This window comes from Pseudarthrobacter sp. O4 (assembly GCF_050157025.1).
GTDB lineage: Bacteria > Actinomycetota > Actinomycetes > Actinomycetales > Micrococcaceae > Arthrobacter.
In genome coordinates, this window is record NZ_CP189591.1 from 3,893,372 (window position 1) to 3,912,536 (window position 19,165).

At 67.8% G+C, this 19,165-nt stretch carries 15 protein-coding genes and 1 pseudogene; 7 read left to right on the forward strand and 9 right to left on the reverse strand.

Translation table 11 applies throughout. The features are described 5' to 3' along the window. Window positions 1–165 precede the first annotated feature (165 nt). Complete coding sequence (gene nirD, locus ACQCSU_RS18020; protein WP_426976609.1) at window positions 166–558, forward strand: nitrite reductase small subunit NirD; 393 nt, start codon at window positions 166–168, stop codon at window positions 556–558. A 30-nt stretch (window positions 559–588) separates the two neighbouring features. On the opposite strand, the gene ACQCSU_RS18025 is transcribed toward nirD, so the two are convergent. Beyond that, window positions 589–2,331 (reverse strand): phospho-sugar mutase, encoded by a 1,743-nt coding sequence (locus tag ACQCSU_RS18025; protein ID WP_426976610.1) that lies wholly within the window; start codon window positions 2,329–2,331, stop codon window positions 589–591. A 177-nt stretch (window positions 2,332–2,508) separates the two neighbouring features. On the opposite strand from ACQCSU_RS18025, the gene ACQCSU_RS18030 reads away from it, so the two are divergent. Beyond that, complete coding sequence (locus tag ACQCSU_RS18030) at window positions 2,509–2,946, forward strand: RrF2 family transcriptional regulator (protein ID WP_426976611.1); 438 nt, start codon at window positions 2,509–2,511, stop codon at window positions 2,944–2,946. Between the two features lie 106 nt (window positions 2,947–3,052). On the opposite strand, the gene ACQCSU_RS18035 is transcribed toward ACQCSU_RS18030, so the two are convergent. Then, entirely contained in the window at window positions 3,053–3,319 is a 267-nt protein-coding gene (locus tag ACQCSU_RS18035) for a GlsB/YeaQ/YmgE family stress response membrane protein (RefSeq protein WP_426976612.1), read from the reverse strand. Window positions 3,320–3,490: 171 nt separating this feature from the next. Beyond that, complete coding sequence (locus tag ACQCSU_RS18040) at window positions 3,491–4,756, reverse strand: MFS transporter (RefSeq protein WP_426976613.1); 1,266 nt, start codon at window positions 4,754–4,756, stop codon at window positions 3,491–3,493. 134 nt (window positions 4,757–4,890) lie between these two features. Between ACQCSU_RS18040 and ACQCSU_RS18045 the strand changes: the two are divergent. Beyond that, window positions 4,891–5,788: pseudogene (locus tag ACQCSU_RS18045) on the forward strand (helix-turn-helix transcriptional regulator). Window positions 5,789–5,873: 85 nt separating this feature from the next. On the opposite strand, the gene ACQCSU_RS18050 reads toward ACQCSU_RS18045, so the two are convergent. Continuing rightward, on the reverse strand, window positions 5,874–6,692 hold the full coding sequence (locus ACQCSU_RS18050) for a purine-nucleoside phosphorylase (RefSeq protein ID WP_426976614.1): 819 nt from the start codon (window positions 6,690–6,692) through the stop codon (window positions 5,874–5,876). Window positions 6,693–6,796: 104 nt separating this feature from the next. Between ACQCSU_RS18050 and ACQCSU_RS18055 the strand changes: the two genes are divergently transcribed. Then, window positions 6,797–8,212: an NAD(P)H-quinone dehydrogenase gene (locus ACQCSU_RS18055; protein WP_426976615.1), complete on the forward strand. Its 1,416-nt coding sequence runs from the start codon at window positions 6,797–6,799 to the stop codon at window positions 8,210–8,212. Window positions 8,213–8,606: 394 nt separating this feature from the next. Continuing rightward, window positions 8,607–8,786 (forward strand): hypothetical protein, encoded by a 180-nt coding sequence (locus ACQCSU_RS18060; RefSeq protein WP_426976616.1) that lies wholly within the window; start codon window positions 8,607–8,609, stop codon window positions 8,784–8,786. An 11-nt stretch (window positions 8,787–8,797) separates the two neighbouring features. Here ACQCSU_RS18060 and ACQCSU_RS18065 read toward each other — a convergent pair whose 3' ends face one another. The 4 genes from ACQCSU_RS18065 to ACQCSU_RS18080 all read right to left on the reverse strand — a co-directional run bounded on the left by ACQCSU_RS18065 (window position 8,798) and on the right by ACQCSU_RS18080 (window position 14,893). Further along, complete coding sequence (locus tag ACQCSU_RS18065) at window positions 8,798–9,490, reverse strand: hypothetical protein (protein ID WP_426976617.1); 693 nt, start codon at window positions 9,488–9,490, stop codon at window positions 8,798–8,800. Window positions 9,491–9,685: 195 nt separating this feature from the next. Further along, window positions 9,686–11,242: an FAD-dependent oxidoreductase gene (locus ACQCSU_RS18070; RefSeq protein ID WP_426976618.1), complete on the reverse strand. Its 1,557-nt coding sequence runs from the start codon at window positions 11,240–11,242 to the stop codon at window positions 9,686–9,688. Then, complete coding sequence (locus tag ACQCSU_RS18075; protein WP_426976619.1) at window positions 11,239–13,467, reverse strand: molybdopterin oxidoreductase family protein; 2,229 nt, start codon at window positions 13,465–13,467, stop codon at window positions 11,239–11,241. The genes ACQCSU_RS18070 and ACQCSU_RS18075 overlap by 4 nt, the downstream gene beginning before the upstream one ends. Before the next feature lies 1 nt (window position 13,468). Continuing rightward, window positions 13,469–14,893, reverse strand: a complete 1,425-nt coding sequence (locus ACQCSU_RS18080; protein WP_426976620.1) for an MFS transporter — start codon at window positions 14,891–14,893, stop codon at window positions 13,469–13,471. Between the two features lie 302 nt (window positions 14,894–15,195). On the opposite strand from ACQCSU_RS18080, the gene ACQCSU_RS18085 reads away from it, so the two are divergent. After that, the gene (locus tag ACQCSU_RS18085; RefSeq protein ID WP_426976621.1) at window positions 15,196–16,608 is read left to right on the forward strand and encodes an MFS transporter; all 1,413 of its coding nucleotides are present in this window, start codon (window positions 15,196–15,198) and stop codon (window positions 16,606–16,608) included. 503 nt (window positions 16,609–17,111) lie between these two features. After that, window positions 17,112–18,314: an IS30 family transposase gene (locus tag ACQCSU_RS18090; RefSeq protein WP_426976622.1), complete on the forward strand. Its 1,203-nt coding sequence runs from the start codon at window positions 17,112–17,114 to the stop codon at window positions 18,312–18,314. 93 nt (window positions 18,315–18,407) lie between these two features. On the opposite strand, the gene ACQCSU_RS18095 is transcribed toward ACQCSU_RS18090, so the two are convergent. Next, the gene (locus tag ACQCSU_RS18095) at window positions 18,408–19,139 is read right to left on the reverse strand and encodes a glutamine amidotransferase (protein ID WP_426976623.1); all 732 of its coding nucleotides are present in this window, start codon (window positions 19,137–19,139) and stop codon (window positions 18,408–18,410) included. Between the last annotated feature and the right edge of the window lie 26 nt (window positions 19,140–19,165).

The window sequence follows — 19,165 nt, forward strand, 5'->3', positions numbered from 1 at the left end:
CGTGATCTTAACTTCTGCATCACGAACGCGTTTCCGGCCGCGTGAGTTCTCTTTTACCCGCCGGACACATTCGCTGCACGCCGCTGAAACACCGCGGCCCTAGCTTGGGTATGTGGCCGCAGGAGCGGCTGAGCCCGTGAGGGATGGATCAGAGAGGGGCCGAAAATGACTGCCGTACTTGAGAGCGCAGTACACGACCTTGAGGATCAGGCCGCTGGGCAGGCTGTTGTATCCGCAGCCGGCTGGCACCGCGTGTGCGCCGTGGAGGATCTGGAGCCGGCCTGGGGCGAGGCAGCACTGATTGCCGGCCGCCAGGTGGCCGTGATCCGCACCGTGTCCGGTGAGGTTTTCGCCGTCGCGCAGGAGGACCCGGCCACCGGGGCGCATGTCATGGCCCGCGGCATTACGGGGTCCCGCGGGGCACGCCCCACCCTGGCCTCGCCGCTGCACAAGGAGGTCTACGACCTTGGAACGGGTGAGTGCCTGGGCGCCCCGGGACTCCGTCTCGCCACCTTCGGTACCCGGATTGTGGGCGGGTACATTGAGGTCGAGCTCTAGGCCGAGCTACAGCCCGAGCTCTAGGCCGAGCTACAGCCCCAGGGCTTCGCGGACGTCGGCGAGGACGCCGTCCAGGGCGGTGCGTGCCTCGAGCCGTGCCGCAGGAAGTTCGGCCGCGGAGCCGACGCTGCGGATGACCTCCAGGTAGCACTTGAGCTTCGGCTCCGTCCCGCTGGGCCGGATGATGACCCGGCTGAGGTCCTTCGTCAGGTACAGCAGGCCTTCGGTCGGCGGGAGGTGCTCGCTGCCCTCGGCCAGGTCCGTGACCGTTTCGACGGCGGAGCCGCCAAAGGATTCCGGCGGGGAGACGCGCAGCCGGTTCATCATGGCGTCCAGCAGGCCCAGGTCCGCCACCCGGATGCTGAGCTGGTCGCTCGCGTGCAGGCCGTGGACGAGGTACAGCTCGTCCAGGGTGTCGAAGATGGTCTTGCCCCCGGCCTTGGCCGCGGCGGCGAATTCCGCGATCAGCACCGCGGCGGAAATCCCGTCCTTGTCCCGGGCGAGGGACGGCGCGACGCAGTAGCCCAGTGCCTCCTCGTAGCCGTAGAGCAGTCCGGGGACGCGCGCGATCCACTTGAAGCCGGTCAGGGTTTCCTCGTGGGCGTAGCCCGCGGCAGCCGCGATCCGCGCCAGCAGCCGCGAGGACACGATCGAGTTCGCGAAGACGCCGGCGGGGGCCGAGTCACCGGCGGCCGCCAGCCGGGCCACGACGTGTGCGCCCAGCAGGGCGCCCACCTCGTCGCCGCGCAGCATGCGCCAGGCGCCCGTGTCCGGATCCTTCGCGGCAACCGCGGCGCGGTCGGCGTCGGGGTCATTGGCGATCACAATATCGGCGTCCACGCGGGCCGCGGTCTCGAGGGCCAGGTCCAGCGCACCGGGCTCCTCCGGGTTCGGGAAGTTCACGGTGGGGAAGTCGGGGTCCGGCTCCGCCTGCTCCGTGACCAGGGTGACGTCGGCAAAGCCGGCCGCGTTGAGCGCCGCCACCGCCGTCCCGCCGCCCACGCCGTGCATGGGCGTGAGGACAATCTTGAGCTCCCGGGCCGGGAAGCGCGCGGGAACTGCCAGCGCTGCGACGGCGGACACGTAATCGGCGGCGATGGAGCGGTCCAGCACCGTCCAGCCGTCCGTGGCCAGGACCACTGAGTCCAGGGTGCCGACAGCGTCGATCCTCGCCGCGATCAGGGCGTCGTAGGGCGCAACGATCTGCGCGCCCCGGCCGCTCTCTTCGACGGCATGCCGGCCGAGGTAGACCTTGTAGCCGTTGTCCTGCGGCGGGTTGTGGCTGGCAGTCACCATCACGCCGCCGTCGCACTCCAGGGCCCGCACGGCGTAGGCCAGCAGCGGCGTCGGGAGCGCGGCCGGCATCAGGAAGGTCTCGACGCCGGCGGCAGTGAGGATCGCCGCGGTCTCTTCGGCGAAAACATCTGAGTTGTAGCGGGCGTCGTAGCCGACGACGGCGCGCGGCCGGGTGCCGGGGGCGGCCTGCGCGACGGCGTCGGCCAGGAAAGCGGTGAAGCCGGCCGCGGCGCGGCGCACGACTGCGCGGTTCATCCGGTTCGGGCCCGGTCCGAGGGCTGCACGCAGCCCTGCGGTGCCGAACTGCAGGGTGCCGCTGAAGCTGTCCGCCAGTTCCTGCCGGGCTGCGGCGTCGCCGTCGTCCGTGAGCCGGACCAGCTCGGTGAGGGCAGCGGCGGTGGCCGAATCCGGGTCCTGGGCAGCCCAGGTGCGGGCATCGCTCAACAGTCGCGAAAGTTCGGCATCAGAAGACGTCATGAGTACCAAACTATCCGCAATCGCGGAGGAATCGTCGCCCCGACGAGCGGGTTGGCCTTACGGTTCGGTCACGCCGGGGGCGCCCCATGGCCTTGACACCGATTTTTCCGGACACGTAACGTCTGGAATATGAAGATGGGCCGTGGGGTGGAATGGGCCGTGCACAGTTGCGTCAACATGGCGTGGACACCGGCGGGGGAGGCGGTCAACAGCGCCCGGCTGGCGGAGTACTACAAGCTTCCCGGCGCCTACCTGAACAAGCAGCTCCAGGCGCTGGTCCGCGCCGGTGTCCTGACCTCGGTCTCGGGACCCCGGGGAGGTTTCCACCTGGCACGCAGGCCCGAAAACATCACGGTCCTGGACATTGTCCTGGCGCTCGAGGGTCCCGAGCCGGCGTTCCGCTGTGAAGCCATCCTGGGAAGCATCCCCGAGCCCGACGCAGGAGTGAACCATGTCCGGACCTGCCTCATTTCGCAGACCATGCGCCAGGCCGAGCTGGTGTGGCGGCAAGCCCTGGCGCGCCAGACCATCGCCGGAATCGCCGATTCGATGGAGCGGCGGTTCCCGGACGACAGGCAGAAGGCGCTGAAATATCTTGCCACCGAACCCTACTAGAGCTTGGCATCTGGATCGCCTGGCTGCTGCCTTGGGAGGTGGAGGAACGCTTTCAGGACAGTTTGTCGATAGTGCGTGCGAAGGCCGGCCCCGGCCGGGTTGGTCGCTATGCCCTGCTTCTGCGGCCGGCAACGGCGCCAAAGATCAGGAGCACAATGACGGCACCGAGGATGGAGAGGAGCCAGGTCCGAAGATCGAAGAAGTCACCGAGGCCTCCACCGAAGATCAGCGAGCCGATCCAGCCGCCGAGGATTGCTCCCACGACACCCAGAACGAGTGTGACCACCCAGCCGCCTCCCTGCTGGCCGGGAAGGACCGCCTTGGCGATGGCTCCTGCGATAAGCCCGAGGATGAGAAATGCGAGAATTCCCATGACTGTACTTCCTTTCGGTAGACCGGTCGTGGAATGCGGCCGTAACCACGATTTAATCAGCATGCTTAGTGGCATGCAATACCCGGCACCCAAGGGCCGACGAAGGTCGCTCATGCGTCAATGGGATGGGCTGTGGTGTTGGGGGCGCGGCTGGGGCCATCGCCTGCAGGACTACGGTTTCGTGGGGAATGCCGTGCGGCGCCCAACAAATGCGACCGTCAGCGCGGTCAGGGCAAGCCCGCTCATGACGACCGGAAGGGCGATGCCGTCAAAGTTGCCGATGACGACGGCGCCGATCACGCCGGCGGCGAAGATGGCGACGTTGAAGGCGACGCCGAGCATGGAGTTCGCGACGTCGGCATTCTCGCCGCTTGCCATGCTGATGGCCGTTTGCAGTTGAGCTGCTGCGCCCCCGAAAGCCAGTCCCCAGAGGACGATCGCGACAAGGACCGCGACGATTGACTCGTGGCCGATGATGAAGACCACACCGGCGGCGATGAACAGTGTGATGCTGCCAAGGACCAGTGGCCGGAGGGCGCGGTCAATGACGGCGCCGGTGATGCCGATACCGATCAGGGCTGCGACGCCAAAGGTCACCAGCGCGACGTCGACGGAGAGCCGGAGGTTGCCGGAGCGGAGGTAGGCGGAGATATAGGTGTAAACGATGTTGTGCGCGAGCATCCAGGTGACGATGACGGCGAGGATCACCGCGACGCCGGGAATGTGGAGGATGCGCACCAGCGGGACGCGGGAGGCCACCGCCTGGCCGGGTGCATCGGGGACGAGGGCCGCGGCGAGCAAGGCGGTGATGAGTGTCAGGACCGCCAGCGTCCCGAAGGACCAGCGCCAGTCGAACGTTGTTCCCAGCCATGAACCCAGTGGGGTCCCGACGGCCAGGCCGATCGGAGTGCCGATCGAGGCGATCGCCAGCGCCCTGCCGGCGTATTTCGGGGCGGTGATGCGCCGTGCATATCCGGCGAGCATTCCCCAGATCAGGCCGGAGAAGGCCCCGGCAAGGAAACGTGACGCGAGGGACAGCGCAATCTCGCCGGAGAACGCCGTGATGATGTTAGCGACAAGGAATCCGAGGGCTCCCACGATGAAGACCGGCTTTCGGCGCATGCCCCGGGTCAGGGCGACAGCGGGCATCGTCGCGATGACCGTTCCCAGGGCGTAGGCACTGACGAGCTGTCCAGCGGTGCCCTCGCTGGTGCTCAGGCCGGCGGCGATTTGCGGCAACAGGCCAGCGGGCATGGTTTCGGTGGCGATGAGGATGAATCCCATGAGCGCCATGACCAGGAGAGCGGCCAAGGGCAGGCGGTCGCCTGGAACCGGCGAGTCCGCAGAACCCGGAACGGCTATGCGACCCATCGGGGCGTCCGCCGCCCCGTCGGCGACGCGGACCTCACCGGGGGCCTGCATGATGACTCCACGCATGATGGGTCCTCTCCTCGCTATCGGTTCGTCCTTCCATACAAGGACACCACTCATCGCGCGGACCTGGGAGTCCCGGTTGGTGGAGGTACCGACAGGGACTCCCTCGGCATGCGGACATCGTTTAGCGTGGACGTATGGACAATCGAGCGGAGGTGCGGGAGTTCCTGATCTCGCGTCGTGCCAAGGTGACTCCGGATCAGGTCGGTCTCCCATCCGGCGCCAATCGACGGGTCGAGGGGCTGCGCCGCAGCGAGGTTGCGACCTTGGCAGGGGTGAGCGTCGAGTACTACACGCGGTTGGAGCGCGGCGCGATCAGCGGCGCCTCACCCGAGGTCCTCGACAGCCTGGCCAGGGCCTTGGACCTGGATGACGCCGAGCGCGCGCATCTGTTCGACCTCGCCCACGCGGCAAGCCCGGTGGCCAGGCCGCCGCGGCGACGCAACTCGAAGACGTGGGTCCCTCACCAGAGCCTGCAGTGGGCGCTCGACGCGATCACCGCCGGCCCGGCATTCGTCCGCAACGGACGCATGGACCTACTCGCCGTCAACACTCTGGCCCGCGCGTTCTACAAGGACGTCTACGACATGCCGGGCCAGCCGCCGAACATCGCCCGGTACACCTTCCTCGATACCCCGCGCGCGCGACTTCTACCCCGACTGGGACCTATTCGCCGAGGTGACCGTCGCCATCTTGCGCACCGAAGCCTCCCGGGACCCACACAACAAGGAACTCCACGACCTCATCGGAGAGCTCAGCACCCGCTGCGAGGAGTTCCGGCGCCGGTGGGGCGCGCACAACGTCCGTCATCACGGCACCGGCTTCAAGACGTTCCACCATCCGGTCGTCGGCGAACTCACGCTGGCCTTCGAGGGCTTGGAAATGGCCGCCGAACCCGGCCTGACACTCACCATCTACACCGCAGAGCCCGGCTCCGGTTCCGAACAGGCGATGCGCCTGCTCGCCTCATGGGCCGCCAGTGAATACGGAACCTCGATACCCTTGTCTCCGGCAAGGGAATCCACCGACCGCTGACCCTGGCCGTAACGGCGAGTCGGCCCGAACCCTCATGGCGCCGCGCGGGACGCGCCACTCGCAAGCCCGCGCACGATGTGGGTTTCTAGAGCTTGGCGATGATCTCCGCGAGCAGCCGGGAGATGCGCGGGCCCGCGGCCTGACCGGCTTCGAGGACTTCCCCGTGGCTGAGCGGAACCGGGCTGATGCCGGCGGCGAGGTTGGTCACGAGTGAAATGCCGAACACCTCCAAGCCGGCGTGCCGGCCGGCGATGGCCTCAAGCGCCGTGGACATGCCCACGAGGCTGGCGCCGATCCGCTTGGCGTACTGCACCTCGGCCGGGGTCTCGTAGTGCGGTCCGGTGAACTGCGCGTAGACGCCCTCGTCCAGCGAGGCGTCGACTTCGCGGGCCAGGGCGCGGATGCGCGAGGAGTACAGGTCCGTCAGGTCCACGAAGGTGGCGCCTTCAAGCGGGGACGTGGCGGTGAGGTTGATGTGGTCGCTGATCAGTACGGGCGTGCCGGGCGTCCAGTCCTCGTTCAGGCCGCCGCAGCCGTTGGTCAGGACCAGCGTCTTGCAGCCGGCCGCCGCGGCGGTGCGCACGCCGTGGACCACGGCGCGGACGCCCTTGCCCTCGTAGTAGTGGGTGCGCGCGCCCAGGACCAGGGCCCGCTTGCCCTCCCTGGTCAGCACCGAGCGGATGGTGCCCGTGTGGCCCACCACCGACGGCGAGGAGAACCCCGGGACCTCGGCCGCGGACAGTGTCGCGGTGGTCTCGCCGATCAGTTCGGCGGCGTCGCCCCAGCCCGAACCGAGCACAAGGGCCACGTCGTGGGCCTCGACGCCCGTCTCTTCGGCGATGTAGTCGGCGGCGGCGCGGGCGGCGTCGAAGGGATCAGTGTCCAGGAATTCTGTTGTACTCACCGGTACAAGTTATCCTGCCTGTGCCGTGCTGCCCAGCACCGCGTGCGGCATGGTGCGGGCCCGTTTCTTGGTGGGCCGGGGCGGATGGGGGACAATGGATGATTGTGACTACGCATCCCGATTTCAGCTCACCCCGCATCGCAATCCTCGGCGGGGGGCCGGGTGGCTACGAAGCCGCCATGGTCGCCGCGTCACTGGGGGCGAAGGTCACCATCATCGAACGTGCGGGGCTCGGCGGCTCCGCGGTGCTGACCGACGTCGTACCGTCCAAAACGCTGATTGCGACGGCGGACCTGATGACCCGCGTGGGCGAGGCCGGCGAGCTGGGCGTCAAGTTCGACGTCGACGGCGGTGATTTCGCCCCGGTGATGCGGGCCGACCTCAAACACATCAATGACCGCCTCCTGGGCCTCGCGCGGAAGCAGTCCGACGACATCCGGGCCGGCCTGGAGCACCAGGGCGTCCGCATCCTGATCGGCTCCGGCAAAATGCTGGACAGCCACACCATCGAGGTCCTCACCGTCGACGGCACCGAAACCGTCGAGGCCGACGCGATCCTGCTGGCCGTCGGCGCCCACCCGCGCGAACTCCCCACGGCGCGGCCGGACGGCGTCCGGATCCTGAACTGGGCCCAGATCTACAACCTGGACGAGCTCCCCGAGGACCTGATCGTGGTGGGTTCCGGTGTCACCGGCGCCGAGTTCGCCTCCGCCTACAACGGCCTGGGTTCCAAGGTCACGCTGATTTCCAGCCGCGACCGCGTGCTCCCGGGTTCGGACACGGACGCAGCCGAGGTCCTGGAAGGCGTCTTCGAGCGCCGCGGCCTCAAGGTGCTGTCCCGTTCGCGCGCCGAGTCCGTGGAACGCACCGAGGACGGCGTTGTGGTCACCCTCGGCGACGGCTCGACGGTTTCCGGCAGCCACTGCCTCGTCTGCGTCGGCTCCATCCCCAACACGGACGGGATCGGCCTCGAGGAGGCCGGCGTGGCGCTCACCGAGAGCGGCCACATCAAGGTCGACGGCGTCTCCCGCACTACCGCGCCGAACATCTACGCCGCGGGTGACTGCACCGGCGTCCTGGCCCTGGCCTCCGTGGCTGCCATGCAGGGCCGGATCGCGATTGCCCACTTCCTGGGCGACAGCGTCATGCCGCTCAAGCTGCACCAGGTGGCCTCGAACATCTTCACCTCGCCGGAGATCGCCAACGTGGGCGTCTCCGAGGCAGAGATCGAGTCCGGCAAGTACCAGGGCGACGTCGTCAAGCTTTCGCTGAAAAGCAACGCCCGCGCCAAGATGCGCAACCACAAGGACGGCTTCGTCAAGATTTTCGCCCGGAAGGGTTCCGGCACCGTGATCGGCGGCGTCGTGGTGGGACCGAACGCCTCCGAGCTGATCTTCGCGATCTCCCTCGCGGTGACCCAGAAACTGCACGTCGACGACGTCGCCAGCACCTTCACCGTGTACCCGTCCCTGAGCGGTTCCATTTCCGAAGCCGCGAGGCGCCTGCACGTCCACATGTAGTCTCCGGGCGGGCCCGCCCAAGCAGAGTCCCCGCACCCTGCGGCGTCTGGACAATGCACAGCACCACCGACCCCGGGTCCTCCTGCCCCCGGTACTTCCGCAGCGCCCTCGGATCGGCATCAACGGTCGGGATCTCCATCCGGTGGCGTGACGATTACTCCTTCAGCGTGGAGGTCTGAGACGGCGTGGACCTGAACTGGGACCTGACGCTGGCCGCGACGCCGGTGAGCCGGCTGATGTCCGCGGTGTCCGGCGCGGTTCCGGAGCCGCTGTGGCGAAGCCGGACATTCCTGCGCGCCATGGGGGCTGTCGCCGGCCCCGCGCTGGGGGCGGGGCACATCGGGCTGACGGGCCGGGTGCCCAACGGCCAAAGCTTGGGGCGCGGCCCCGGCGGATGTGGTTTGTCCGCGAGAGCAAGGCGCACCTGCAGGGGCACAGCCTGGGTCAGACTTCAGCGCTGTCCGTCCAGGACAGGCTCGGTGACTTCTGGATCCCGCAGCGCGGCATCTTCATGATCGGCTCGTCCTTGTTCGAGCCCTTCGACCCCGCCACGCACCTCGCCAGGGGGCCCTGAGCCGCCCCGGGTCAGGAGTAAGCGTACGGCGGAACGGTGTCGCCGGCGGTGAACGGCTTGAACCAGTGCTCGAAGTCCAGTTCGCTGGCGTCATCTTCGAGATCATCGAGCCTGTCCGAATACAGGGCCTCACTGTCCGCGTCCTCCAGCAGGACTTCTTCGACGTCGGCCCGCCAGTCTTCGGGAAGGTCCAGTTCGTAGATGTCCTCGGTGATTTCGGCCTGGTCGAGCAGGCAACGGACGGCGAGTTCGGCGGCGAGGCAGCCGGGGGCGGTCCAGCCGCGGACCAGCGATGCGGTGACGTCGGCTGCGACCACGATGAACTTCTGGGCGAACTTTGCGTCGTAGCTGGCGGCGAACTGCGGCGGCAGCGAGGACAGCACCGAGGTTCCTGCGATATCGGTGGGCGTGACGGCTTCCAGCTGGCTCAGCGTGCCCAGGTCACGGAAAAGCTGGTCGATGAGGATGCTCGACGAGTTCCACAGCAGGCCTGCCAGCAGGCGCGTCTGGCGCACTAACTTCTCACGATCCTCCGGCGTGACGGCGGCCATCTCCTCCAGGTCTTCCGGGTCGAACTGGAGCCGCTGCTCAGCTGTCATGTCATCGGGATGCGGGTCGAGCCCCAGGAGCTCCAGGCTCAGCCCGGTCAGCTTCTCGGCGTCAGCCAGCAGTTCTTCGGTGATGTCGTCCTCGTCGGCGCTCATGGCCCCGATGCTACCGGGCAACCGCTCCCTGCCCGATTCCTGTGACGCGAACGTGTAGGGCCGATTCTGGGCTGGCGCTGGATGGAACCCGTCGGAACATGGTGTGCGGAAACCGCTATTTGGTCTCGGGACACGTAATGATGCGCGCTGATCGCCCTGAACTCGGGCCTGCCCAAGTTGAGGACACCCCAGCCCCTACGCCACCGCCCCCTCGAAGTGCTTCTCGATGATCCCCTTGATGTCGTCATGGCACCCGCCGCAGCCGGTGCCCGCCCGCGTCGCGCCTGACACCTCAGCCACAGTCCCGCACCCGTCACCAACGGCTGCAGCGATCTTCGTCCCGCTCACCCCCGCGCACCGGCACACGGTCCGCTCCGGATCCGCGGCACCCGCTGCAGACGCCTGGTCCGGACCGTCCAGGCGCAGCAACAAGGACCGGTCCGCCGGCAGCTCCGCGCCGCGTTCGAACAGCTGCACCAGCTCCGCCGCGGTGCGGGGCATGCCCACAGACACCAAGCCTTCGAGCACCCCGGCGCGGGTGGTCACCTTGACGTAGCGGCCGTGCTCGGGGTCGGCCCACTGGGCGATCTGCAGGCGGGCCCGCCCGTTCACTGCTCCGGCGGTCAAAACGTCCTCATCCCACGGGTCTGCCGAAACATCTCCGGCCACGGCCATGTTCATCCCGCGCGCCTTGAGCACAATGACGCCCGGCAGCTCCGGCGCCAGCACCGGCAGAGCCCCAGAGTCCGGAGCTCCGGAAGCCAGCAGCACCAGGTACTCCGCGAGCCATTCCGCCTGGCGCCACCCCGGACCTACCAGCCCGGACGGACCACGCGCGGTCCGGCACTCGACGCACTCCGGATCGGGGCAGCGGACCTCGGCGCAGTCGCCGATCGCAAAGATGTGGGGTTCGTGGTGGGCACGGAGCTTGTGGTCCACCAGGATGCCTGCCGCCGTCGAAAGTCCGCAGCCTTCCGCCAGTTCGGTCCGGGGCCGGACGCCGCAGGAGAGCACCAGCAGGTCGCCGTCGATCGCGGAGCCGTCATCGAGCAGCAGCGCCGAGAAGCCGCCGTCTGGCGCGTTGTGTTCCACCCCGACGGACCGCGCGTTGCCGGCCACCCGCACGCCGCAGTTCCGCAGGCTCGCCGCGAGCACCGCGCCGCCGCCGCGGTCGATGTTGCGGCCCAGCGGATGCGGTCCGTTGTGCACCACGGTGACCGTGGCACCTTCCTCGGCCGCGGCCAGGGCTGTCTCCAGGCCGAGCACGCCGCCGCCCAGGACCACCACGCGCTTGCCGCCCGCCACCGCGGCCTGCAGCACCGAGGCGTCGCGCAGGTCGCGGAGGGCAGTCACGCCGGCAGGCAGCACGGGGGCGGCCGGATCCGGGTTCAGCCCGGTGAGGTTGGGGATCACGGGGCGGGACCCCGTGGCGAAGACCAGCCGGTCGTAGCCGGCGGAGGTGCCGTCGCTCAGCTTCAGCTGCTGCCGGGCACGGTCCACCCGGCGGACGCGCACGCCGAGCCGGACGTCGACGCCCTCGGCAATCAGTGCGGCGGCGTCGGACAGGGCCAGGGCGGAGGCCGTGGTCCGGCCGACCCCGAGGTCCGCCACGAGCACGCGGTTGTACGCGGCCTCCGCCTCCTCGCCGATCACCGTCAGGTGCGCCAGTCCGCCGCGCACCGCCGGCAGCAACTCATCAACCAGCCGCGCGGCCACCGGCCCGAAGCCCACAACAACAATCCGCTCAGTCATGAGGCACCCTCTTTCTGCAGTACATCGACGCCGAGATTGGCAGCGCCCGGCCGGACCCACACCTTGCTGGTTTTGAACTCGGGCATCCCGGAAATCGGGTCCGTGGCGGCCTCGGTGAGACGGTTGGCGCTCTCCAGCTCCGGGAAATGGAACGGCAGGAACACCGTCTCCGGCCGGATGTCCGTGCTCAGTTCGGCGCGGCAGCTGACCTCGCCGCGTCCGTTGGAAATCGAGACGAAGTCGCCGTCGGCGATGCCCTGCGCGGCGGCGGCCGCAGGATGGATCTGCAGCCTTGCTTCCGGCTGGGCGGCGGCGAGGGCGGCGACCCGCCGGGTCTGCGCGCCGGACTGGTAGTGCTCCATCAGCCGGCCGGTGATCAGGGTCATCGCCGTTCCGGCCCGGTCTGCGGCTGATGCTGCGTCCGCGGCGGAAGGCGTACGACGGCGGGGTGTCACCGCCGTGAACACCGCCCGGCCGTCCGCGTGGGCAAAGGAGTCCAGGAACAGCCGCGGCGTGCCGGTGCTTCCGGACGGGTAGGGCCAGTAGGCGGCCTCGCCGCGGTCCAGCATGGCGTAATCGATCCCGGAGTAGTCGGCCAGGCCGCCTTCGGACGCGAGCCGGAGCTCCTCGAAAACGGTCTCCGGATCCTCGCTGAACATTGACGGCGCGTCCAGAGCTTCGGCCAGCCGGGTCATGATCCACAGCTCCGTGCGCACCCCAGGCGGGGGAGCGAGGGCGCGGCGGCGGCGGAGCACGCGGCCCTCGAGGTTGGTCAGGGTGCCCTCCTCCTCGGCCCACTGGGTGACCGGCAGGATGAGGTCCGCTTCGGCGGCGGTCTCGGAGATGAAGAAATCGCAGACCACCAGGAAGTCCAGGCTCCGCAGTCCTTTGATCACGGCGTTCGCGTCCGGGGCGGAGACCGCCACGTTGGCGCCGTGCACGAAGAGGCAGCGGACGCCGTCGGGCTGGCCGAGGGATTTGAGCAGTTCGACGGCGGGAACGCCAGGTCCGGGGATGAGCGCTTCCGGTACGCCCCAGACGCGGGCCATGTGGGCGCGGGCGGCGGGATCGGTGATTTTGCGGTAGCCGGGGAGCTGGTCGGCCTTCTGGCCGTGTTCGCGGCCGCCCTGGCCGTTGCCCTGGCCGGTGAGGGTGCCGTAGCCGCTGCGGGCGGAGCCGGGCAGGCCCAGCAGCAGCGCGAGGTTGATGGCGGCGGTGGCGGTGTCCGTGCCGTCCACGTGCTGTTCCACGCCGCGGCCGGTGAGGATGTAGCTGCCGCCCTGCCGGGCGCCGTCGGCCAGCCTGCGGGCGGTGTCCCGGATCAGCCCGGCAGGGACGCCGGTCAGGGACTGCACGCGTTCCGGCCAGTAGGAGGCGACGCTCCGGACCAGGGCCTCGTAACCCGAAGTCCGGGAGGCGATGTAGCCCGAGTCGGCGAGGCCTTCGTGGATCACGACGTGGGAGAGGCCGAGGAGCAGGGCGAGGTCGGTGCCGGGCAGCGGCTGCAGGTGCAGCCCGCCGCCGTCGGACGTGAACGCAGCGGTGGCCGAGCGGCGGGGGTCCACCACGATCAGCCCGCCGGCGTCGCGGGCGCCCTGCAGGTGCTGCACGAACGGCGGCATGGTCTCGGCGACGTTGGAGCCGAGCATCAGGATGGTGCTGGCGGCGTCGAGGTCCTCCAGCGGGAAGGGCAGGCCGCGGTCCAGGCCGAAGGCGCGCATCCCGGCTGCGGCGGCCGAGGACATGCAGAACCGGCCGTTGTAGTCGATCCGGGAGGTACCCAGGGCCAGCCGGGCGAACTTGCCCAACTGGTAGGCCTTCTCGTTGGTCAGCCCGCCGCCGCCGAAGACGCCGACGGCGTCGGCCCCGTAGCGGGCCCGGGTGTCCTTGACCGCGGCGGTGATGAGGTCCAGGGCCTTGTCCCAGCTGACCGGGCGGTGCACGCCGTCGGCGTCCTTGAGCAGCGGTTCGGTGACGCGGCCGGGGTGGGTCAGCAGCGAGGCGGAGGTCCAGCCCTTGCGGCAGAGGCCGCCGCGGTTGGTGGGGAAATCGCGTCCGCTGACTTCGAGGGGCGCCTCAGCGGGCGCCTCGAGGACGGGGGAGTCAGCGGCCGGCACGGGGTCTGACCCCGGCTGGACAGCCGGGGTCAGAGCCGCTGGGGACTTGAGCGTCATGGCGCACTGCAGAGCGCAGTAAGGGCAGTGCGTGTCGGCGCTTTTGGTCATGTTAGACGTGTCCCATCGCATTTCGGTTGGCGTTGCGGATGTAGAAGAACCAGCAGACGGCGAGCATCAGGACGTAGGCACCCACGAATCCGTAGAACGCCGGGGTGTAGGAGCCGCTGGCGGAGTTCGAGGCGTTGAGCACCTGCGGGATGACGAATCCGCCGTAAGCACCGATGGCCGAGATCAGGCCCAGGGCCGAGGACGCGAGCCGCTGGGTGGTCACCGTGCTGGCTCCTGACTTTGCTGCACGGCTTGAGGTGGCGAAGATGATGGGGATCATCCGGTAGGTGGCACCGTTTCCGAAGCCGCTGGCGGTGAAGAGCATCAGGAACAGGACCAGGAAGAGCCAGAAGTTCTTCAGCGGCAGGGTCCAGATCATGGTCAGGGTGATGACGGCCATGGCGGCGAAGGCTGTAACGGTCATCCGGGCGCCGCCCATGCGGTCGGCCATCCGGCCGCCGTAGGGGCGGGCCAGCGAGCCGACCAGCGGTCCGAGGAACGCCAGCGAGAGTGCCACGGTGCCGACGCCGATCGATGAGAACGCCGGGAAGTAGTCCTTGATGAGCTTGGGGAAGACGCCGGCGAAGCCGATGAAGGAGCCGAAGGTGCCGATGTACAGCAGCGCCATGACCCACAGGTGTGGTTCCTTGAGCGCGGCGAGCGAGCCCGCGACGTCGCCCTTGGCGCTGGTGAGGTTGTCCATGTACTTCCAGGCGCCGAACGCGGCGAGCAGGATCAGCGGGACCCACATGAGGCCGGCCATGGGCAGGTTGACGGTGCCGGCGGCCAGGAGGGTGATGGCAATCGGAACGGCAAGCTGTGCGACGGCGGCACCGAGGTTGCCGCCGGCGGCGTTCAGTCCCAGCGCCCAGCCCTTTTCGCGGGCCGGGTAGAAGAAGGTGATGTTGGCCATGGAGCTGGCGAAGTTGCCGCCGCCGAAGCCGGCGAGGGCTGCAACGAGGAGCATGGTGCCGAACGGGGTCTCCGGGTTGGAGACGCAGAGGGCCAGTCCGGTCGAGGGGATCAGCAGCAGCAGGGCCGAGACGATGGTCCAGTTGCGGCCGCCGAAGCGGGGGACCATAAACGTGTACGGGATCCGGAGGGTGGCGCCCACTAAGCTGGGCATCGAGATCAGCCAGAAGATTTCCGAGGTGGTGAAGGTGAAGCCGGCCGCGGGCAGCTGGACCACGACGATTGACCACAGCTGCCAGACCACGAAGCCCAGGAACTCGGCGAAGATGGACCAGTTCAGGTTGCGCCGGGCAATGGGGCGGCCCAGGGTTTCCCACTGATCTTTGTTCTCGGCATCCCAGTTGGCGATCCAGCGGCCGGGACGGTACTCAAGGGCGGGCCCACCGAGGGTGGTGCCGGCGTGGATATCGGGGGAAACGCCGGTTTGGGCGTTTGCGGTGCGTTCAGCAGTCACGGGGACCTCCTTGGGGGTGTTGTCCTTCCACGGTAGAGAAGCCGCGTTTCCGGGACCGTCGCCGTTTGTTAACGTGCTGTGACGTTTGCCTATCGGCGCGTTGGTTGCAGCGTGAGGGAAGCCGTGGGGCATAGTGTGATGACCACCACGTGAGACAAATATGAATGTCCAAATAGTGGAACGTTTGTCCAGTCAGTGGACGGCGGGAACTATTATCAGACATATACCAATCCCTTAGCCGAACGGCCCGGGGCCTCGCGCCCTGCAGCAACTCCGTCCGGTCTTGATGAAAGTGCTACTACATGCCATCCACTGCCACTTCCACGGAGCTTGGGTCCGCCAAACCGGTGAACTCGCGCGGCCGCGTGATCGTCGCCAGCCTGATCGGCACCACCGTGGAGTTTTACGACTTCTACGTCTACGCCACAGCCGCGGTACTCGTTTTCCCGAAGCTGTTCTTCCCGGGCCAGAACGAGACCACCCAGCTGCTGAGCTCCTTTGCCGTGTTCGGCGTCGCGTTCGTCGCCCGCCCGCTCGGCTCAATTGTCTTCGGCCACTTCGGTGACAAGTTCGGACGCAAGGGCACCCTGGTGGCATCTCTGCTGACCATGGGTATTGCCACCTTCCTCATCGGCTGCCTGCCCACGGCGCTCGTCCCGGGCTGGACCTTCTGGGCCCCGGCACTGCTGGTCGTCATGCGCTTCGCCCAGGGCCTGGCCCTCGGCGGCGAATGGAGCGGCGCGGCCCTGCTGGCCACCGAGAACGCCCCGGCCAACAAGCGCGCCATCTACGGCACGTTCCCGCAGCTGGGTGCCCCGATCGGCTTCATCATTGCCAACGTGATCTTCCTGGTCTTCAGCTACACCCTGACTCCGGCGGCGTTCGAAGCCTGGGGCTGGCGTGTGCCGTTCCTGATCAGTGCCGTCATGGTCATCATCGGCCTCTACGTCCGCCTCAAACTCATCGAAACACCCGCCTTCACCAAGGTGCTGGAATCCAAAGTGGTCGCCAAGCTGCCGCTGGCCAGGGTCTTCAAGACCAGCTGGCGCCAGCTCATCCTGGGCACGTTCATCATGCTCGCCACGTACGTGCTCTTCTACCTGATGACCACGTTCACGCTGACCTACGGCACCCGCGCCTCCAGCCTGGGCGCCGCCAAGGCAGCCGCAGAGAAGGCCGGCAAGCCGATGACCGAGGCCGCCGCGGCCGCCTTCGTGCCCGGCCTGGGCTTCACCCGCAACGACTTCCTCTGGATGCTGATTGCCGGCGTCGTCTTCTTCGGCATCTTCACCCTGATCTCCGGCCCGCTGGCCGAAAAGTTCGGCCGCCGCAAGATGCTGATCGCCGTCACCGCCGGCATCTTCGCCTTCGGGCTGCTGTTCGTCCCGCTTTTCAGCGGCGGCTTCATCGGCACCATGGCCCTGCTGATCCTCGGCTTCTCCCTGATGGGCCTGACGTTCGGGCCGATGGGCGCGCTGCTGCCGGAGCTGTTCCCCGCGAACGTCCGGTACACCGGCTCCGCCATCAGCTACAACTTCTCCAGCATCCTGGGCGCAGCGGTGGCCCCGTTCATCGCCGTCTGGCTCTGGGAAATGGCGAAGGGCAGCCCCGTGCTGGTCGGTGTCTACCTCACCGCCATGTCGGTCCTGACCCTGGTGGCACTGTTCCTGAGCAAGGAAACCCGCGACCTGGACTACGAGAACAACGTGGCCTGACGCTCCGACCTCGTTCCTGAGGAAAAAGCCCGGCGTGTTCACTGGGCGGGTTCTAGCGGTCGTTGCAACACCCAGAATTTTTGGGAGTTGCAACGACCGTGTCGTCTTTAACGAAGGAAGCTGCCAGCCGGAGGAAATACACGCCGGAGCAGAAGGCTCAGTTCTTTTCGGTGTTGGACCGGTGTGGGAGTGTGAGCGCGGCCGCGGCGGAGCTCGGCTTCAATCAGATGACGTGCTACCAATGGGTCCATAAATCTCGGCTCCCTGAGCGGGTCCCACGGAATCGGGAAGCTGGGCAGAGGAAATACACGCCTGCGCAGAAGGCTGAGTTCTTCGTCGTGTTCGACCGCGTCAAGAGCACGACGCAGGCCGCACGGGAGTTGGGACTGAATCCCGCAACTTGCGCCGGTTGGGTCCGTAAAGCCGGGCTGAAAAGCCATGGCAAAACGGGGACGGGTCCTCACCCAGGCCGGGATGAGTACTTCCGGCTGCGCAAGACCGGCGTGAGTCGGCGCAAAGCTGCCGCAGCGGTCGGGATACATCTCCGGACCGCCGAAGAGTGGGACCAGGGAATCCGTAAGTCCGGCGGCCGACGCATTTACCCGGATGGCCGAATCGTCGACTACAAACGTGGTGTGACCACCATGACCCCTCCCGCCGGCACGACCGGAACGACCCTGGTCCCCGTACCGGTATCAGCGTTGGAGAAATCTATCGATCCGCGGTTCCTGACCGTGCAGGAACGGGAGCTGATCCGGGACCTGCAGGCCGCCGGCACTTCGATCAGGGCGATCGCCCACGCCCTGGGACGATCGCCTTCAACGATCAGCCGCGAGCTGGCCAGGAATACCGATTCCCGGATGGGCTACCTGCCGCACGGGGCGCATCGGAAGGCCGCTGCCCGGCGGGCCCGGCCCAAGACGGCCAAGCTCGCTGGCGACTCGGACCTGCGTGACTATGTGAAGGACAAGCTGCTCCTACGCTGGTCTCCGGAGCAGATCAGCCACACGCTGGTCGAAGAGTTCCCCGACAACCCGGAGATGCGTGTGAGCCCAGAGACGATCTATCAAGCCCTCTACGTCCAGGCCAGAGGCGGCCTCAAACGCGAGATACAGGCAGCGCTGCGCACCGGCCGGACCCGCCGCAAACCCCACCGCACCGGCGAGCAACGCACCCCCAGGTTCGTGGACCCGATGGTCATGATTTCCGAGCGCCCGCCCGAGATCGAGGACCGCGCCGTGCCAGGCCATTGGGAAGGGGACCTCATTACCGGCGCCTATAACCAGTCAGCGATCGCGACCCTGGTCGAACGGACCACCCGCTACGTGATGCTCGTCCACCTGCCACATGACCACACCGCCGAAACCGTCCGCGACGGCCTCGTCAAGACCATGGCCACCCTGCCCGCGCACCTGCGAGGATCCCTGACCTGGGACCAGGGCGCGGAAATGGCCACCCACAAATCCTTCACCCTTGCCACCGACATGCCCGTCTATTTCTGCGATCCCGCCAGCCCCTGGCAACGCGGCTCGAACGAGAACACCAACGGGCTGCTGCGCCAGTACTTCCCGAAGGGCACCGACCTGTCCGTCTACGGGCCTGAAGACCTCGAACACGTCGCGCAGGAACTCAACGGACGCCCACGCAAAACGCTCGGCTGGAATACTCCAGCCGAGCGTTTACGTGATTTACTACTAACCACCTAACCAACAGGTGTTGCAACGATCCCTAGAATCCAAGCTGAACACGCCGGGCTTTTTCGCGCCGGGCTTCTTCAGGCGGGGCTCAGCCCGGACCCGTCAGCTGGCGTACAGCTCCACGAAGTTCCGGAGGATCTTCATCGGTTCCGTCGCCGTGAACTGCCGGGCATCCTCCATCAGCGTTTCGGCCGATTCCGGCGGGAAGTAGCCGGCGTGGCGGTAGATGTCGATCCTGGTGACCAGCCCTTCCGCGTCGAGCTCGGGGTGGAACTGGGTGGCGTAGAGGTTGGTTTTGATCCGGAACATGTGCACCGGGCAGGGGGCGGAACTGGCCAGGAGCACCGCGTGGGAGGGGAGAACGCTGCAGGCTTCCTTGTGGCCGGTGAAGGCCGTGAAGTTCTCCGGCAGGCCCTTCAGCAGGGGGTCCAGCAGCCCTTCTTCCGTCAGCTTGATGGTCACGCCCCCGAGCGCTTCGCCGTAGGTCCGGTCGATCACGGCACCCTGGTGCAGGCCCAGCGTGCCGACCCCGTAGCAGGCGCCAAGGAAGGGAAAATCCTCGGCCACGATCCGGTCCAGGAGCGCGGCAAGCTCCCGCTCCACCCGGTGCTGGGCGGCACTTTTTTGCTCGGGCGGGTCGCTGGAGGTGAAAGGGCTTCCGCCCACGATCACTCCCGAATACGCCGAGAGATCCAGCTCCGGCAGCGGAGCCGCCTCCATCCGGATCCGGTGCAGCTGCGCGGGTTCGAGCCCGGTATAGCGCAGGTAGGCGCGGTATTCGTCCTCGGCGGCTTTGTCCTCGGCACGCGAGGCGAGGAGCAGGAATGGCTTCACGGACCAAGTCTGCCTGCGCCGGGCAT

Coding starts and splice junctions, on each gene's coding strand:
- nirD (WP_426976609.1), top strand. CDS start 166: ATGACTGCCGTACTTGAGAGCGCAGTACACGACCTTGAGGATCAGGCC.
- ACQCSU_RS18025 (WP_426976610.1), bottom strand. CDS start 2,331: ATGACGTCTTCTGATGCCGAACTTTCGCGACTGTTGAGCGATGCCCGC.
- ACQCSU_RS18030 (WP_426976611.1), top strand. CDS start 2,509: ATGGCGTGGACACCGGCGGGGGAGGCGGTCAACAGCGCCCGGCTGGCG.
- ACQCSU_RS18035 (WP_426976612.1), bottom strand. CDS start 3,319: ATGGGAATTCTCGCATTTCTCATCCTCGGGCTTATCGCAGGAGCCATC.
- ACQCSU_RS18040 (WP_426976613.1), bottom strand. CDS start 4,756: ATGCGTGGAGTCATCATGCAGGCCCCCGGTGAGGTCCGCGTCGCCGAC.
- ACQCSU_RS18060 (WP_426976616.1), top strand. CDS start 8,607: ATGTGGTTTGTCCGCGAGAGCAAGGCGCACCTGCAGGGGCACAGCCTG.
- ACQCSU_RS18065 (WP_426976617.1), bottom strand. CDS start 9,490: ATGAGCGCCGACGAGGACGACATCACCGAAGAACTGCTGGCTGACGCC.
- ACQCSU_RS18070 (WP_426976618.1), bottom strand. CDS start 11,242: ATGACTGAGCGGATTGTTGTTGTGGGCTTCGGGCCGGTGGCCGCGCGG.
- ACQCSU_RS18075 (WP_426976619.1), bottom strand. CDS start 13,467: ATGACCAAAAGCGCCGACACGCACTGCCCTTACTGCGCTCTGCAGTGC.
- ACQCSU_RS18085 (WP_426976621.1), top strand. CDS start 15,196: ATGCCATCCACTGCCACTTCCACGGAGCTTGGGTCCGCCAAACCGGTG.